Source organism: Allobrachymonas sp., assembly GCF_041912815.1.
Taxonomy (GTDB): domain Bacteria; phylum Pseudomonadota; class Gammaproteobacteria; order Burkholderiales; family Burkholderiaceae_C; genus Brachymonas.
In genome coordinates this window covers 33,292-49,278 of the sequence record NZ_JAYRLV010000013.1, presented here as the reverse complement: position 1 = coordinate 49,278, position 15,987 = coordinate 33,292, and the positions used below count along the sequence as shown (strand labels likewise).

12 protein-coding genes and 1 tRNA gene are annotated in these 15,987 nt (G+C 67.0%); 8 read left to right on the top strand and 5 right to left on the bottom strand.

What is annotated here, in order from left to right:
* Window positions 1–4: 4 nt before the first annotated feature.
* The 7 genes from pilQ to ACE3P9_RS09840 all read left to right on the top strand — a co-directional run bounded on the left by pilQ (window position 5) and on the right by ACE3P9_RS09840 (window position 7,362).
* Window positions 5–2,077 carry a type IV pilus secretin PilQ gene (pilQ, locus tag ACE3P9_RS09870; protein ID WP_374493774.1) on the top strand — a complete coding sequence of 691 codons (2,073 nt, stop codon included), beginning with the start codon at window positions 5–7 and terminating at the stop codon, window positions 2,075–2,077.
* A 200-nt stretch (window positions 2,078–2,277) separates the two neighbouring features.
* Window positions 2,278–2,892: a shikimate kinase gene (locus tag ACE3P9_RS09865; protein WP_374493772.1), complete on the top strand. Its 615-nt coding sequence runs from the start codon at window positions 2,278–2,280 to the stop codon at window positions 2,890–2,892.
* Window positions 2,893–2,973: 81 nt separating this feature from the next.
* Window positions 2,974–4,170: a 3-dehydroquinate synthase gene (aroB, locus tag ACE3P9_RS09860; RefSeq protein ID WP_374493771.1), complete on the top strand. Its 1,197-nt coding sequence runs from the start codon at window positions 2,974–2,976 to the stop codon at window positions 4,168–4,170.
* Window positions 4,171–4,191: 21 nt separating this feature from the next.
* Entirely contained in the window at window positions 4,192–5,385 is a 1,194-nt protein-coding gene (locus tag ACE3P9_RS09855; RefSeq protein ID WP_374493769.1) for a deoxyguanosinetriphosphate triphosphohydrolase, read from the top strand.
* 30 nt (window positions 5,386–5,415) lie between these two features.
* Window positions 5,416–6,045 carry a DUF1415 domain-containing protein gene (locus ACE3P9_RS09850; RefSeq protein WP_374493768.1) on the top strand — a complete coding sequence of 210 codons (630 nt, stop codon included), beginning with the start codon at window positions 5,416–5,418 and terminating at the stop codon, window positions 6,043–6,045.
* 4 nt (window positions 6,046–6,049) lie between these two features.
* On the top strand, window positions 6,050–7,048 hold the full coding sequence (locus ACE3P9_RS09845; RefSeq protein WP_374493766.1) for an SAM-dependent methyltransferase: 999 nt from the start codon (window positions 6,050–6,052) through the stop codon (window positions 7,046–7,048).
* Window positions 7,049–7,122: 74 nt separating this feature from the next.
* Window positions 7,123–7,362 (top strand): DUF2789 domain-containing protein, encoded by a 240-nt coding sequence (locus tag ACE3P9_RS09840; RefSeq protein ID WP_374493765.1) that lies wholly within the window; start codon window positions 7,123–7,125, stop codon window positions 7,360–7,362.
* 160 nt (window positions 7,363–7,522) lie between these two features.
* Here the strand turns inward: ACE3P9_RS09840 and ACE3P9_RS09835 are convergent, their stop codons facing one another.
* Entirely contained in the window at window positions 7,523–7,837 is a 315-nt protein-coding gene (locus ACE3P9_RS09835; RefSeq protein WP_374493764.1) for a PsiF family protein, read from the bottom strand.
* 269 nt (window positions 7,838–8,106) lie between these two features.
* On the opposite strand from ACE3P9_RS09835, the gene ACE3P9_RS09830 reads away from it, so the two are divergent.
* Entirely contained in the window at window positions 8,107–8,760 is a 654-nt protein-coding gene (locus ACE3P9_RS09830) for a DUF1345 domain-containing protein (protein ID WP_374493763.1), read from the top strand.
* Between the two features lie 94 nt (window positions 8,761–8,854).
* On the opposite strand, the gene ACE3P9_RS09825 is transcribed toward ACE3P9_RS09830, so the two are convergent.
* The 4 genes from ACE3P9_RS09825 to ACE3P9_RS09810 all read right to left on the bottom strand — a co-directional run bounded on the left by ACE3P9_RS09825 (window position 8,855) and on the right by ACE3P9_RS09810 (window position 15,967).
* Entirely contained in the window at window positions 8,855–9,130 is a 276-nt protein-coding gene (locus tag ACE3P9_RS09825) for a hypothetical protein (protein ID WP_374493761.1), read from the bottom strand.
* A gap of 252 nt (window positions 9,131–9,382) precedes the next feature.
* Window positions 9,383–9,457: transfer RNA gene (locus ACE3P9_RS09820), tRNA-Arg, on the bottom strand.
* 64 nt (window positions 9,458–9,521) lie between these two features.
* The gene (locus ACE3P9_RS09815) at window positions 9,522–13,895 is read right to left on the bottom strand and encodes a translocation/assembly module TamB domain-containing protein (RefSeq protein ID WP_374493760.1); all 4,374 of its coding nucleotides are present in this window, start codon (window positions 13,893–13,895) and stop codon (window positions 9,522–9,524) included.
* A complete protein-coding gene (locus tag ACE3P9_RS09810) occupies window positions 13,895–15,967 on the bottom strand; it encodes an autotransporter assembly complex family protein (protein WP_374493758.1) in 2,073 nt (690 codons plus the stop codon). Before ACE3P9_RS09810 ends, ACE3P9_RS09815 begins: the two co-directional genes overlap by 1 nt.
* Between the last annotated feature and the right edge of the window lie 20 nt (window positions 15,968–15,987).

The window sequence follows — 15,987 nt, the reverse complement described above, 5'->3', positions numbered from 1 at the left end:
AACCATGCGTCATCCTTTTGGCAGGCTGGGCATGCGCTGTCTGGTGGGGCTGGCTGCAGTCGTCGCCAGCGCGGCAGCCATGGCACAGAATGCCATCGAACACGTCTCTGGCTCCCTGCAGGGCGGTACCGAAGTGGTTCGCATCGACATGGCAGAGCCGCTGTCCAAGGTGCCGGAAGGCTTTGTGGTACAGAGTCCGGCACGGATTGCACTCGATTTTCCGGGCGTGGGCAGCAAGCTGCCGCGCGGCATGATCGAGCTCAACCAGGGCAATCTGCGGTCTGCCCAGGTCGTGCAGGGCGGTGAGCGTTCCCGTGTGGTGCTGAGCCTGAAGCAGGCCACCAATTACCGCGCCACCATCAGCGGCAAGACGGTGCTGATCACGCTCGATCCCGTGGCAGCGGCCACGGTTGCGAATGTGGCTCCCCGCACCTTTGCCCCCAGCGTCAACCGGCATGTGATGGGGCTGCGGCACATCGACTTCCGCCGTGGCTCGGACAACAGCGGCCGCATCGTGGTGGATCTGCCCAGCAGCCAGGTGGGCGTCGACATCAAGCCGCAAGGCCAGAATCTGGTGGTGGACTTTCTCAAGTCCTCGCTGCCGCCTTCCCTCAGCAAGCGTCTGGACGTGACCGACTTCGGCACCCCGGTGCAGAGCGTGACCACGACCCAGACCGGCGACCGGGTGCACATGGTCATTGCTGCGCGCGGGGAGTGGGAGCATTCTGCCTACCAGAGCGACAACCAGCTGGTCATCGAGGTGCATCCGCTGCAGACCGATCCCAACAAGCTGACCCAGGGGCGTGGCTATCACGGCGAGAAACTGTCGCTCAACTTCCAGAACATAGAGATCCGGGCGCTGCTGCAGGTCATTGCGGACTTCACGAACTTCAACATCGTGACTTCCGACTCGGTCAACGGCAGCGTCACGCTGCGGCTCAAGGACGTTCCGTGGGATCAGGCACTCGACATCATTCTCCAGGCCAAGGGTCTGGGCATGAAGAAGAGCGGTAACGTGATCTGGATCGCGCCCAAGGACGAGCTGGCCGCCAAGGAAAAGCAGGAACTGGAAAACCGCAAGGCGGTCTCGGATGTCGAGCCGCTGCAGACCCAGTCCTTCCAGCTCAACTATGCCAAGGCCGTGGACATCGCCAAGGGGCTGAGCGGACAGAGCAGTTCGGGCGGTTCGGGCAACTCGACCAAGATGCTGAGTGCACGGGGATCGGTGATTGCCGAATCGCGGACCAACCAGCTGTTCGTGACGGATGTGCCTTCGGTGCTGGAGCAGGTGCAGGCCCTGGTGCAGAAGCTCGATGTGCCGGTGCGCCAGGTCATGATCGAGGCACGCATCGTGGAGGCTACCGACAGCTGGGGGCGTTCGCTGGGGGCCAAGCTGGGAATCAATGGCACGGCAGGAACGGGGCGGTCCGGCACCAGCGGTGGCATTGGCATCGACACCACGAACTCCACCAACGGCGGCACGCTGTTCAATCTGCCGGCCACGGCACAGAACGGTTACAGTGCGGCAGCCATGGCGGTGTCGATCTTCTCGTCGGGTGCCTCCCGTTTCCTGACGCTGGAAATCTCTGCGCTGGAAGCGGACGGCGAGGGCAAGGTGGTGTCGAGCCCCCGTGTGGTGACGGCGGACCAGACCAAGGCCATCATCGAGCAGGGTACGGAGCTGCCCTACCAGTCCGCCACGTCGAGTGGTGCCACTTCGGTGCAGTTCCGCAAGGCCAACCTCAAGCTGGAGGTGACGCCGCAGGTCACGCCCGAAGGCAATGTGATCATGGATGTCGACGTGACCAACGATTCGGTCGGACAGGCCACGACCGATGGCTACGCCATCAACACCAAGCATGTCCAGACCAATGTCCTGGTCGAGAATGGCGGCACGGTGGTGATCGGCGGCATCTACACCATGACCAACAACAAGGACGTGACCAAGGTGCCGCTGCTCGGCGACATCCCGATCCTGGGCAACCTCTTCAAGAACACGACCAAGTCGACCAAGAAGACGGAACTGCTGGTCTTCATCTCTCCCAAGATCGTCAGCTCGCGGGCTGCGATGCAGTGAGAGACCGAAAGCACTTGCGACCGCAGAAAGGGGCCGGGGAACCGGCCCCTTTTTCTATGGGGCGGCGAGCGTTTCGTTTCAGGTGCATGTGAGGGGACGGATGCTGTCCTTGCACGGGGGCGCTGTTCTGGCCAGAGGTGTCGTTCTAGAATGCCGACTCTCCCTGTCCATCGATCTTCATGCATTGTGAGGCGAACGTCGTGATCATTCTCATCGGCATGCCCGGCTCGGGCAAGTCCTCGGCGGGCCGACATGTGGCCCGGCGCTTTGCGCTGCCCTTCATCGACACCGACCAGGCCATCGAGGAGGAGATCGGCATGTCGATCCGGACTTTTTTCGAGGCCGAGGGCGAGGAGGCCTTCCGGAATCTGGAGACAGCGATGCTGCGCCGGCTGGTGGAAGAGGGCCGCCCGTGCGTGCTGTCCACCGGGGGGGGCTCGGTGTTGCGGCCCGAGAACCGTGCGCTGATGCGTCAGGGAGGTACGGTGCTGTATCTGCGCGCCACGCCCGACGAGCTGTTCCGGCGGCTGCGACACGATACCAAGCGGCCGCTGCTGCAGGTGGGCAATCCGCGCGGCAAGCTGCAGCAGATGTTCAAGGCACGCGATCCCCAGTACCGTGATGCAGCGCATTATGTGATCGAGACGACCCGGACGCCGGTGCAGACGCTGGTCAATCACATTGCCATGCAGCTGGAAATGGCCGGCATGGCTCCGCAGGATGGGGGCGACGAGCCTCCGGAGGCATTGCCCCAGCGATCAGAAGGGGGCAGCTCCTGCTCCTCGCCGGAACACCTGCAGCAGGCAGTGCGCTGAGCACCGGAAAAAACGCGGGTGCAATGGGCCCCGCGAGGGTGTCGTGATGGGAAAGGGCCGTTCCTGCGTCACAATGCCAGCATGACCCTCTCCACTGCTTCCGATACTGTTTCCCTCTCCCGTTTCGAGACCCTTGTGCCGCTGCCCGCATGGCAGGCGGGTGGTGCAGGCGTCAGCGCCCAGGTGCCGATTGCGCTGGGGGATCGCAGCTATGCGATCGATATTTCCAGCGGGGGGCTGTGCAGCCCGCAGACCTGGGAGGGGCTGCCCAGGGCCAGTCATGCCATGATCGTGAGCAACACCACGGTGGCTCCCCTGTATGCCGATGCGCTCGTGGCGCAACTCGCAGCGCACTATGCCCACGTGCATGTGCTGGAACTGCCGGATGGCGAGGCGTACAAGACCTGGGAATCGTTGCAGCAGATCTTTGATGCCCTGCTGTCACGGCAGTGTGACCGCAAGACGGTGCTGTTCGCGCTCGGGGGGGGCGTCATCGGGGACATGACCGGATTTGCCGCCGCCTGCTACATGCGGGGAGTGCCTTTTGTGCAGGTGCCTACCACGCTGCTTGCCCAGGTCGACTCCTCGGTGGGGGGAAAGACCGCCATCAACCATCCGCTGGGCAAGAACATGATCGGGGCGTTCTACCAGCCCCGCAGGGTGGTGGCGGATATGCGCACGCTCGATACGCTGCCGGACCGCGAATTGAGCGCCGGGCTGGCCGAAGTGATCAAGTACGGACCGATCGCGGACATGGCCTTCATGGAGTGGCTGGAGACGCATGTCGAAGCCCTGCGCGCGCGCGATGCCCAGGCGCTGGCCGTGGCAGTGCGGCGCAGCTGCGAGATCAAGGCCTGGGTGGTGGGGCAGGACGAGCAGGAGGGCGGCATGCGGGCCATCCTCAATTTTGGCCATACGTTCGGACACGCCATCGAGGCTGGTCTGGGGTTCGGTGTATGGCTGCATGGCGAGGCGGTCGGATGCGGCATGGTGATGGGGGCCGAGCTGTCCTGCCGGTTGGGACTGGTGGATGCGGCCTTCGTGCAGCGACTGCGTGCGCTGGTGGAGCGGGCAGGTCTGCCGGTGGTGGCACCCCGTCTGGCGGAGGCGGAGGACGCCAATGTGCAGGCCTGGCTGCATCACATGCAGGTGGACAAGAAGGCGGAGGCCGGGCATATCCGTTTCGTGGTGCTGGCCCATCCTGGGGAAGCTGCGCTGGCCACCGCCCCCGATGCCATGGTGGCCGAGGTCATCGCAGCCTGTTCGGCACCCCGCTGAGGCGCGGCACAGGGCACGCGCATGGCGGTCTACATTCCTGATCTGCACGACGAGGTGCGCGAGGCGCTGGGGGTGGCGCCCGAGGGCCATGCGCCCTGGGCTGCGCATCCCCTGCATTCGCGTGGGCGACGACATGCCGAACCGGCGGCCCCGACGCGGGGAGATTTCCAGCGTGACCGGGATCGCATCGTGCACTCGTCGGCATTCCGGCGTCTGGTGTACAAGACGCAGGTGTTCCTGAACCACGAAGGGGATCTGTTTCGCACCCGGCTCACGCACAGCCTGGAGGTCGCGCAGCTGGGGCGCAGCATCGCCCGCGCCCTGGGGCTCGACGAGGACCTCACAGAGGCCATTGCGCTCGCGCATGACCTGGGGCATACCCCCTTCGGGCATGCGGGGCAGGATGCGCTGCATGCGTGCATGAAGGACCACGGCGGGTTCGAGCACAACATGCAGAGCCTGCGGGTGGTGGACGTGCTGGAGCAGCGCTATCCGGATTTCGATGGGCTCAATCTGTGCTTCGAGACCCGCGAAGGCATTCTCAAGCATTGTTCGGCCCGCAACGCCCGGTGGCTGGAGGAGCGCGAGCCGGGTGGGGTGGGGCGGCGCTTTGTCGATGGCACACGCCCCGGGCTGGAAGCGCAGCTGTGCAATCTGGCCGACGAGATCGCCTACAACGCCCATGACATCGACGACGGTCTGCGCAGCGGGCTGCTGCAATGGGAGCACGTGCTGCAGGTGCCACTGGTGGCTCGCCACCATGCGCGGGTGGTGCGCGAGTGGCCGCAGCTGGCAGGACGCAGGGTGCTGTACGAAACCATCCGGCGCATGCTCAGCGAACAGGTGTATGACGTGATCGACGCGACCCAGGCGGCCCTGAAGGAATACCGTCCGATGTCGATCGACGACGTGCGGCAGTGCCCGCCGCTGGTCGGCTTCAGTGCCGCCATGCGGGAGGAGTCGGCGCGGCTCAAGCAGGTGCTGCTGCATTCGCTCTATCGCCATCCGCATGTGATGCACACCATGGAGCAGGCGCAGCAGGTGGTGCGTGATCTGTTTGCGCATTACCGTGCACACCCCGAAGCCATGAAACCCGAATTTGCATGCCGCCAGGATACCGAACGGGCCGTGGCGGACTATATTGCAGGCATGACCGACCGCTTTGCGCTCCGGGCCCATCAGGAGCTCACCGGACGCGAGTGGCAGGTGGCCTGAATCCCCGCCCTGGATCTGGAGGAATTTGTCATGTCCGAGAATGTTTCGCATCCTGCCCATCCCCTGACCGATCAGGTGCGTGCCGATACGCTCGAATGGGTGGACAAGGCCGTGATCGGCCTCAACCTGTGTCCGTTTGCCAAGGGATCGGTAGGCAAGGGGCGGCTGCAGGTGACGGTAAGCGTCGCCCAGACCGAGGAGGAGGCGCTGCAGGCCGTGCACGACGAGCTGGTGGCACTGGCCTCCTGCGCACTGGAAGAGCGCGAGACGACGCTGCTGGTGTTTCCGGCCATGTTCGACGATTTTCTGTATTTCAACGACTTTGCCGGGGCAGCAGAGGAAATTCTGGCGGACCTGGAGCTGGAGGGGGTGTTGCAGATTGCCACCTTCCATCCGCGCTACCAGTTCGATGGCACCGAGGAAGACGACATCGGCAATGCCACCAACCAGGCCCCCTATCCCACGCTGCACCTGCTGCGCGAGGAGAGCATCGATCTGGCGGTCGATACCTATCCGGATGTCGAAGGCATACCGGACCGCAACATGGCTCTGCTGGAGGAGATGGGGCATGAAGGCTGGGAAAAGCTGGGCATCACGGCCCATGTGACCCCGGAGGAGTGGGTGTCCCGCTGCCCGGTGCATGGGCATACACAGGAATGAACGCATGAATGACACACGGACTGTCCGCCCACGCGGACAGGAGCGCTCTCGCCACGCGGCGGCTGGCAAGGCCGAGGCACGGCAGGAGCAGGTGCGGCAGGCCCTGCGGCCGGGGCAGTCGATCGAGCTGCTCAAGGAGCTGCACATCCTGACCCGCGAAGGCGAGCTCAACCAGGATTCGCGGCGCAAGCTCAAGCAGGTCTATCACCTCTACGGATTCATCGAGAAGATCCTGCAGGATCTGGAGGCAGGGGGACGGCAGGAGGTCACGCTCGCCGATCACGGGGCAGGCAAGTCCTATCTGGGCTTCATCGTCTATGACCTGTATTTCTCGCAGCGCACGGGTGGCACGATCTACGGCATCGAGACTCGACGCGAGCTGGTGGAGCGGTCGCAGGAGCTCGCGCGCCGACTCGGATTCGAGCGCATGGCCTTTCTGCCGCTGACCGTGCAGGAGTCCGAGCACAGCGCGGAGCTGCCCGAGCAGATCGACGTGGTGACGGCCCTGCATGCCTGCGACACCGCCACTGACGATGCCATTGCGTTCGGGCTGGCCAAGCATGCGCGCGACATGGTGCTCGTGCCCTGCTGTCAGGCAGAGGTGGCCTCGTGTCTGCGACAGGGCAAGGCCCTGCAGCTGGCACGCACTCCGCTGGCTGAGCTCTGGCGGCATCCGCTGCCCACGCGCGAAATCGGCAGCCAGATCACCAACGTGCTGCGCTGTCTCTACCTCGAATCGCAGGGGTACAGCGTCACCGTGACGGAGCTCGTGGGCTGGGAGCACAGCCTCAAGAACGAGCTGATCCTGGCCCATTACACCGGCCACCGCAAGCGCAGTGCGGCCGAACGCATGCAGGCCATTGCCGAGGAGTTCGGGCTGCATGAGCTGCTGGCCAGACGCTATCCCCGGGTGGCCGAAGTGCTGACCGCAGATGCCGCACATGCCGCCTCCGCTCCGGAGCCTGGGCTGTCCCCGCAGGTTCCCGAAGACGGCCGGATATGATGCAGAGGCAGTTCGCTTTTTGCTGATCCGCCGCGCAGGCGATGCGGATCTTTCCCTTTTCCGAGGAGCACACCATGTATACCGGTAACTACGATATGCCCGCCCTGTTCGAGCAGCTGGGGCTCGATGCCAGTCCCGAGGGTATCGAGACCTTCATTGCCAAGCATCGCACGCTGAGCAATTTTGTTCACCTTCATGAAGCTCCCTTCTGGACTGCCAGCCAGGCACGCTTTCTGCGCGAGGAGCTGTGCCGGGACGGCGGATGGGCCGAAGTGGTCGATGAGCTCTCGGAGCGTCTGCGCCGCAGCGCGTGAGCCTCTGCGCCGGGCATGTTCCGGCACACCGCCGGCCACGCCCATCATGCTCGCCATGACAAAGAGCGCCTCTTGCGAGGCGCTCTTTGTGTTTCGGGCGGCAGGACCATGTGCGCGCCCGAGACCCTGCCCCGGCATCGAGGAATGCCGGGAGAGGGGCTTACTTGCTCAGACAGGACTTCATGAAGGCCTTGCGCTCGTCGCCCTTTTTGCCGGCGGCGTTCTTGTTGCAGACCTTCATCTTGTCCTGCTGCGTCAGGGGCTTGGCTGCCGGAGCGGGAGCCGATGCGGCCATGGGGGTGGCAGTTTTGGCGGACAGGCAGGACTTCATGAAGGCCTTGCGTGCTTCGCCGGTCTTGTTGGCCGCCTTGGCCTGGGCGTTGCAGGTGCCCATGAGCTGTTGCTGGGGCGTCAGGGCGAAGGCGCTGCCGGACATGGCCAGGGCGAGTGCGCCCAACAGAATCACTTTACGCATGGAACATGCTCCTTGTAGATGGATGGAAACGCCCTCACTTCCGGGCAGTTCGATTGCACCACAAGTCCGTGACAGGAGACAGGCCCAGTCCGACAGACTGTCGAAAATTCCCGCACAGGAGCTGTCGGGCCTGTCTCGGCCCGGCTCAAGTGTGGCGAAATGACAAAAAATGAAGGCCCTGCCTGCAGGACAATGAAGGCTTCTCCGAAGGGCCTGTCGTCTGCCGTATCGCACGGCCGAGGCAGGGTGCCCGTGCTTTCAGGAACATCATGAAGACCCTGCGTTCGCATCCCCGCCTTTTTGCCAGCATTGCGCTGGGTATGGCCGTGGGAGGGCTGCTGCCCTATGTGTGGCATGCCCGTCCGAGCACGCATTTTCTGGTGGCCTGGAACGCGGGTGTGCTGGTGTATCTGCTGGCGGTGCTGCAGATGTGCTGGGGAGCGAGCGTGGACCGCATCCGGCGACACGCCAAGCTCCAGTCGGAGGCCAGGGGGGTGACCGTGGCGCTGTCGGCCGTGGCCATCGTGCTTGCGCTGGTGGCCGTGGTGGCCCAGCTGGCCACTGCCAAGGACATGCACGGCATTTCCCGGGTGGCGCATGTGGGCCTCACGGCGGTCACGGTGTGCATGGCCTGGCTTTACATCCACACCATGTATGCGCTCATCTATGCGCATGACTACTACGAGGCCCTGCGCATCGACTGCAAGGCCAATCCGGGGCTGGAGTTCCCGCGTACGCCGCTGCCGGACTACATGGACTTCTTCTACTGTGCCTTCATCATCGCCACGTCAGGGCAGACGGCCGATGTGGAGTTTTCCAACCGGCACATGCGGCGCACGGGACTCGTGCACTGCGTGATTGCCTATGCCTTCAATGCCGTGGTGCTGGCCATGACGATCAACATCGCCGCCAGCTTTTTCTGAGCGACAGGCATGAAAAAGGCCGCCTGGTGGCGGCCTGTGGAGGAGTGGCAACAGGGGGCTGGCAGCAGCGTGCGCAGCTCCCTGGGCCAGTGCCTTACGGACGGGGAGCGGGCATGCCCACACCCATGCCGGGGCGGTGTTCGGCGCGCATGGCGCGGTGTTCTGCCCGGCGCTCATGGCGCAGGGCACGGCGTTCGGCGCGGTGTTCACGGCGCAGCTCACGGCGTTCGCGGTGAATTTCGCGGCGTTCCATACGGCGCTGCTGGCGCACGTCGCGATGGGCTTGGTGGGCGGCTTCGGCGCGGGCCATGCCGGGAGCGGCAGCCGGAGCGGGCATCTGGGCAAAGCTGGGAGTGCTCAGGGCCGTCACGACGGCAGCACATGCGATAGCGAGGAATTTCTTTATCTGACCTTCTCCAAGTCATCAAAACCGCAAACCCTGCGGTGGGGGAACTGTCTGGATGCATTGTGCGACAGGAACAGCCCGAAAAAACCGCGCGCGTGCGCAACCAATGTCAGGTATTTGTCACTGTGTGTTGACAATGTCACGTGGCCCAAGTCGGGCCCGTGACAAGGACCACAAAAAACCCGCGATGCCGGAGGCGGCATGCGGGCAGATGGGTGGCGCCCCCGACAGGAATCGAACCTGTATCTAGCGCTTAGGAGGCGCTCGTTCTATCCATTGAACTACGGCGGCTGTCGCGCGGCAGGGGCCTGTGCGATGTGCCGCCATTGTAGCCCCAGAGCGTTTGCTGGGCAGGTCAGTGAAGGTGGTCGTAGCTGATGGTGTAGATGAAGGAGATGGCGCTTTCGGTGCCGGTCTCTCCGCGCAGCTTGAGGTGGCGGGTGAGGTCGTAGAAGAAGTAGAGGGTACCCATGGTGGCGTCGAGGGAGCGTTCGTAGGCCATGGAGAAGTTGCGGCTGAAGTGCTTGCCGAGGGTGACGCTGCTGCCGGCGAGGCCACTGGAGGTGGTGCTGCTGGACGAGGTACTGCTGGTGGTGTTGCCGAAGGAGAGCTGGTCGAGGCCCAGGGCGTCGGCGAGTTCGCCGGTGAGGCCCTTGCCGTCCTGTCCGGCCAGCAGGGCGAGCGCGGCCTGCTGGAGCAGGGCGGTGTCGGCGGTGCTGCTGGAGGAGCGGCCGAGGACGAGCCAGGAGAGTTTTTCGGGCTCGGTCATCTCGGGGTCGGAGAAGAGCTGCACCGTGGGGTGCTGGGCGGTGCCGCGCACACGCACGCCGACCTGCACGTCGGTGGACAGGTTGGGGCGCACGGCGGAGATGTCGAGGGTGGGGTTGCTGGCGGCGCCGGTGAAGATGAGGCGGCCGCTGCTGATGGTGAGCTCCTGCCCATAGGCGCGGAAGGTGCCACGGTCGGTGCGGATGGTGCCGTTGAGGCGGGGCAGGGCGTTCAGGGTGGGGCCGTTGTCGATGGTGAGCTGGCCGCGCAGACGGGTGTCGAGGCCGCGGCCGCGCACGCGCAGGTCGTCTCCCATGTCGAGGGTGACGTGGATGTCGGGCACGATGCCGTTGTTCTGCGCGGAGGCCGATCCGGAGGATGGAGCGGTCTGGGCCGGGGTGGCCGCGGGGGCGCTGGAGGTAGAGGAGCTGTCTCGGGCGGTGGCCTGCGTGGCGCGGGGGTGGCGCTTGCTGGGCAGGACGATGACGTCGTCATCGAGGCTGGGGGCGGTGTCGGTGGGCAGGACGAAGTAGGCGTGGTCCACGCGCAGCGCGCCGCGCATGGTGAGGCGCAGGGCGGCGAGCTGGGTCTGCATGTCGCCCGAGAGCACGATCTGCCGGTCCGACAGGGTGGAGAGCTGGAGGCGGTCGAGGTGGGTGGCAAGCTGTGCCCGCAGGGTGTGGAGGAGCGGCTGGCCGCCGTCGCCCCACTGCAGGTTGCCGCTGATGCGGAGGCTGCCGCCGGACTGGCCCTGCTGGGGGGCGCCCTGAAGCGTGAAGGTGTCGATGTCGAGGCGGTTGCCCGACAGGCGGGTGCGGAGGGTGCCGTGGTTGAATTCGATGCCGTCGACGACCGAGCGGACGCCGAGTTCGTCGGCATTCAGGGTGCCCTGCAGGGTAGGGGATTGCAGGGTGCCGCCGACGGTGGCCCGTGCCTGCAGGGTGCCGCGCAGGCGCCAGCCCGGAGGGGCGAACAGGCTCCAGATGCCGAGCTGGGGGAGGTCCGCACGGATGGTGCCCTGTACGGGGGCGGTGCCGGGCAGGCTCCAGCCGCCCGATTGCGACACGAGCCGGGTGGCGAGCTGGAGGTCGGCGGTGCCGGCGTTGGCGCTGTCCCAGTGCAGGGCGGCATGGAGGGCGTTGCCACTGCCCTGCAGGGTGAGGCGTGCGTCACGGACGCCGGCAGCCATGCGTGCGCCGGTGCCTGCGCTGCCGCCGAGCACGACCAGATCTCCCCGGGAGCGGGCCAGGGTGGCGGTGAGGCGCAGCCCCTGGTCGAGTTGGGCGTCCCACTGGCCGGCCAGCACCATATCTCCGGCGAGGCTGTTGCCGCTGAGGGCGTGGTTGCTGAGGGCATCTAGCCAGCTCAGGGGGACGTCGGCCAGTCGGCCCTTGCTGCTGAGGGTATAGCCCTGTCCCTGCAGCCGGAAATGGAGGGGGTCGGCATCGAGGCGGGGCTGTCCGGAGGCCGCTCCTGCCAGCACGACATGCCAGGCGCCGGTACGCAGGTCCAGGGCCTGGGCGTCGCGGGTGAGGTCCAGCGTCACGGGCTGGGTGAGGGTGGCGGTCCAGGGGGCGGCACCTGTGCGGTCTTCGCGCAGGAGGAGTCGGGTGGCACGCAGATGGGCCGCCCAGCCACTGGAGAGCAGGCCGGCGGTGCCGTCGAGGGCCACGGTGAGGTGGTGGGTGGCCTGCTGGGCCTCGGCAGAGGCTTGCAGAACAAGGCGGGACAGAGGGCCGCTGGCTGCGAGCTGCATCTGGCGCACCTCGGTGCGGGGAGCGGTGGCAGGGCTCTGGGCCTGCATGGACAAGGTCGGGGCGGCGAGCCGGGCCTTGAGCTGCAGGGCTCGTCCCTGGTTCTGCCAGCCGCCCGTCCAGCTGGCATCCAGAGTGGCCTGCCCGGTGAGCGTCTGCCGGCGCAGGGCATCGGTGCCTGGCCACTGGGTCAGCCAGGAGGAGAGCCGGTGCAGGTCGGTGATGGTGGCGCGCAGGGTGCCCTGTCCGGTGGAGGCGCCGAGTGCGCCATCGACTTGTGCCGTGGCGCCGGGCAGTGCCAGGGCAAGTCGGCCCGACACGTTCGGAGAGGACGGGGTGTAGCGGGCATGGCCTTGCAGGGTGGCGCCGAATGCGCGCATGTCGAGGGTCGGAAGATCGAGTACCTGGCCGTTCCAGCTGCCCTGCACGGTCACGGTGTCGAGCGCGAGCTGGCGGTCTGCTGCACGGCGGGTTGTGCGGCTGCCGCCGTCCGAGGCCAGCCGTGCCTTGAAGGCGATGGGGGCCTGGGCCGAGGCGGCGGCAGCGGCGGTGCTGTGTGCCTCGATCGTGCCGCTGATTGGTGCAGCGGCGAGATGGCTGTCGAACAGGGCGGGGTCGAGATGGCGGATGGACAGGGCGCCCAGCCAGCCGGTCCGGGGGCGGTAGCTTCCGTGTCCCTCGATCTGTCCCTTGGCGATCTGCACGGCCAGGCGGGTCATGTCGAGGGAGCCGGCACGGTACTGCATGAGGGTGTCGAGCCGGTCGAGCGGGAGGAGTCCCCGGTCCCAGGCGCCGCTGCCCTGGTTGGTGATCTGGGCCTTGAGCTGCCAGTGCGCGGGGCCGAGTGCGCCCAGCATGCCGGGGGTGGTGGCGGTGGGGCTGGCCCCGCTGGCGGCGGAGGCACTGCCGGCGAGGGGCTGGAGATCCAGCTGGCCCTGCAGCCGGGTGCGTGGTGCGGCAGGCCAGAAAGCCTGCAGATCCAGTGCCTGCCACTGGGCCTGGGCGCTGGCGATGGGCTGGGTCTGCCAGGGGAAAAGGCGCGCGCGCAGGTCGAGCTGTGTCGGCACGTCAGGGGCAGTCGTGCGGGAACCTGACTTGGCTGCGGCCGTGGTGTGCGCGCGGCCGGGGGCAGAGGCAGAAGATGCGGCGGGGATCGCCACGGGGCGCACATGGGATTCGACGGCCAGCAGGGCGTCCGTGCCCGACAGGGTGCCTGCTGCACCCAGGGCCGCAAGCAGGCGCTGGGCCGAGCGGTTGGCACTTGCCGGCAGATCGAGCACGGCAGAGGCCTGCGCCTGCAGGGCCATGGGGGCAGCGCCCTGGAGGTCGAGGGCAGCGCGGTAATGCCCCTGCGCGAGGGTGAGCGCATCGATCTGGAGCTGGTGATGGGTGGTGAGCCGGTCGTAGCGATAGCGCCCGCGCAGCTGGGTGACGACTGTGTCCGGCGAGGCCGGGACCTGTGCCGGCGGCGTGGAGCGGGAAGTGGCCTGTGTGCGTGCAGTCTGCGCGCGCTGGGCCGATGCTGCAGCAGAAGCCGCCTCGGCCGGGGTGTCGGCGCGGATGTCGGCCTGCTCCTGCGGCTTGCCCACGAGGCGCAGGGTATCGATCGAGAAGGGCAGCTCCACCCCGATGGGCAGCGTGAGCGACTGCAGGGGCTGCGTGGGGGACGTGAGGGGCTTCTTCACCCGTGTGTCCTGCCAGGTCACGGTGCGTGCATGGACCTGGCTGAACCGGGTGGCCCGATCCCACAGGGCGGCCAGCTCCCAGGCCACGTCGATCCGGTCCAGCGTGACCACCAGCGTGCCGCCGGTGTAGCCGTCCGCATCGGTGCCGGTACGGGTGTACACCAGCCGCTTGATGTGTCCCCCGTGGCGCACGGTGCCCGATACGCCTTCGGCCTGCAGGGACATGGTGGCAGGCAGGTAGCCCTGCACGATGCGTACCACGGTGGCGAGGGACTGATCCCGCGCCGACCAGGCCCACAGTCCGCCGAGTGCCAGCGCCAGCAGCACGACTCCCCCCAGCAGGGACCAGAGGCTCCAGCGCACGGTGCGGCGTGCCGCGCGCCGTGCACGCTGCCAGCGGGTGGGTGGCACGGGGCGTGCGGGAGCGGTGGATGGCTCAGGAGAGGCGGCTGGCGCCTCCCCGAGGGCGGGCGTCAGGGGCGCTTGCGAATCGGAAGAGGGCGGGAGATCGGAGGCCGGCATCAGAACGTGAATCCCAGGTTGAGGTGCAGGCGCAGCTTGTGGGTATAGAGCCCGTAGGCGACCGACATCTGGATCGGCCCGACCGGGCTGCGATACAGCGCCCCCGTGCCGATGCCGATGCGCAGCGGGTGCAGGCCCGATGGCGCATCGGCCACGGCACCGGCGTCGACATAGGCCACGCTGTCCCAGCTGGTGCGCTTGCCCGCGCGGAAGATGGGGCGCCGGTACTCCACGCTGCCGGTGACCAGGTAGCGCCCCGGCACCACGATGCCGTTGGCGTTGGTGACGCCCAGTTCCTGGTAGCCATAGCCGCGCACCGTGGTGTCGCCGCCAGCCAGAAACAGCAGGTTCGGCGGAATCACGGCATCGCTCTTGGTGTAGACCCCGGCGCCTTCGATGCGGAACACCAGCTCGCCGTTGCGGCGCTGCCGCTGGCGCAGGGCAGCCGCCGCCTGCCGCTGCAGGTCGTCGGAGGCGTCGCTCGCGGCGGCAGCCTGACCCGTGGCGGCCGCCTTGATCTGCGAGGGCAGCGGCAGGGCGTCGCGCAGGCCCTGCCCGAGGCTGTCGTCGAGGGACAGAAAGCCCAGATACCGCCCCACCACCCGCGTGAACGGAATGCGGCGCGGATGCAGCGTCATGCCGCCGCCGACCTCGATGCCCACGCCATAGCCGCGCGTGGGAAAGGTGGTGCTGTTGAAGCGGCGATAGGTCCAGATGAAGTTCGCGCTCAGTGCCTGTGCGTTGATGCGGCTGCCGTCCGTGTAGTCGGCCTTGCTGCGGTCGTAGGCGAGATACACGGTGCGGTCGATCTCCCGGTCGGTCTTGGTGCGGCCGAACTTGAGCTGCTGGGTGGTCTGGGTATGGTCCGTGAGATGCTCGTGCGAGGCGGTGGCATTGGTCATCCAGTGCCAGAGCCCGTCATCCGGCGGCGACAGCAGGCTGGTACTGAAGGTCTGGAGCTTCTTGTCGACTTCCAGCTTGGTCAGGGCGCGCCAGCCGAGGCCGGGGAGCTGGTTGTGGGTGTGGTCCATGGTCACGCCCGGCCCACGATCGGTGCTCACACCCACCCCGAGCACCACGCGCTGCAGCTTGGCCTCGCGCACCTGTGCCGTCACCGGCGCGGCGGCCGGATCGGTGTGGGCGTCTGTATCGAGGGTGACGAAGGCGCTGTTGTAGTAGCCGCTGTCGAGCAGGCGCTGCTGGGCATCGAGCAGGTCGCGCTGGCGGTATTCGGAGCCGACCGGCAGGCGCACCAGACGCTCGATGATCTTGGGGTCGTACCGCTGGGCGCCCTGGATGCGCAGCGGGCCATAGCGGTAGAGCGGGCCCGAGTCGTAATCGACCACGAGGTGCGCCGTGTGGGTGTCGGGATCGACTTCGGCGCGGCTCTGCACGAGCCGTGCCGTGGGAAAGCGCCGGTTCTGCAGGCGCTGCAGCGTCTCGGCCTTGGCCGTGCTCCAGGCCGTCTGGGTGAACGGGCTGCCCGTGGGCAGGGACCAGCGCGTGCGTGCAGAGGCAAGCTGCCGGGCGGCTGTGGGAGCGGAGGCAATGGCGCCCGCAAAGCCCAGATCCACCGCGCCGATGGTGGTCTTGGGGCCGGGATCGATGGTGATGTGCACCTCAGGCAGCGCTGCCGCAGGGGCTGACGCGGAGGCTGCGGGGGGCGTGGCCGATGCCGGTTCGAGCTTCTGCGTGATGGTGGGGGTGAAGTGGCCCTGCGTGCCCAGCAGCTGGCGGATGTTGGTGTCGGACAGGTCGAGCAGGCGCTGCAGCTCGACCGCGTCGAGGTCGCTGACCTTCTGGTACTTGTGCAGCTCCAGGTAGCGGTCCACGAAAGTGCGGATGTCCTCTGGCGCCTCGATGCGAATGGTGAAGGTCTGCCCCTGGGCCACCGGCGCAAAGCCGGGCTCCGAGGCAGACGCAGAGGACGCGGGAGATGCCGCAGCGGAGGCCGCAGCGTGCGTCGAGGTAGACAGCGGAACCGATGCCGGTGCAGACGGCAGCACCGCCGATGCGGCAGCAGCAGGGACGGTGCCCGAAGCCGCACTGCTGGCGGCCCAGGCCAGGGGCATGGCCCCCAGGCACCCTGCCA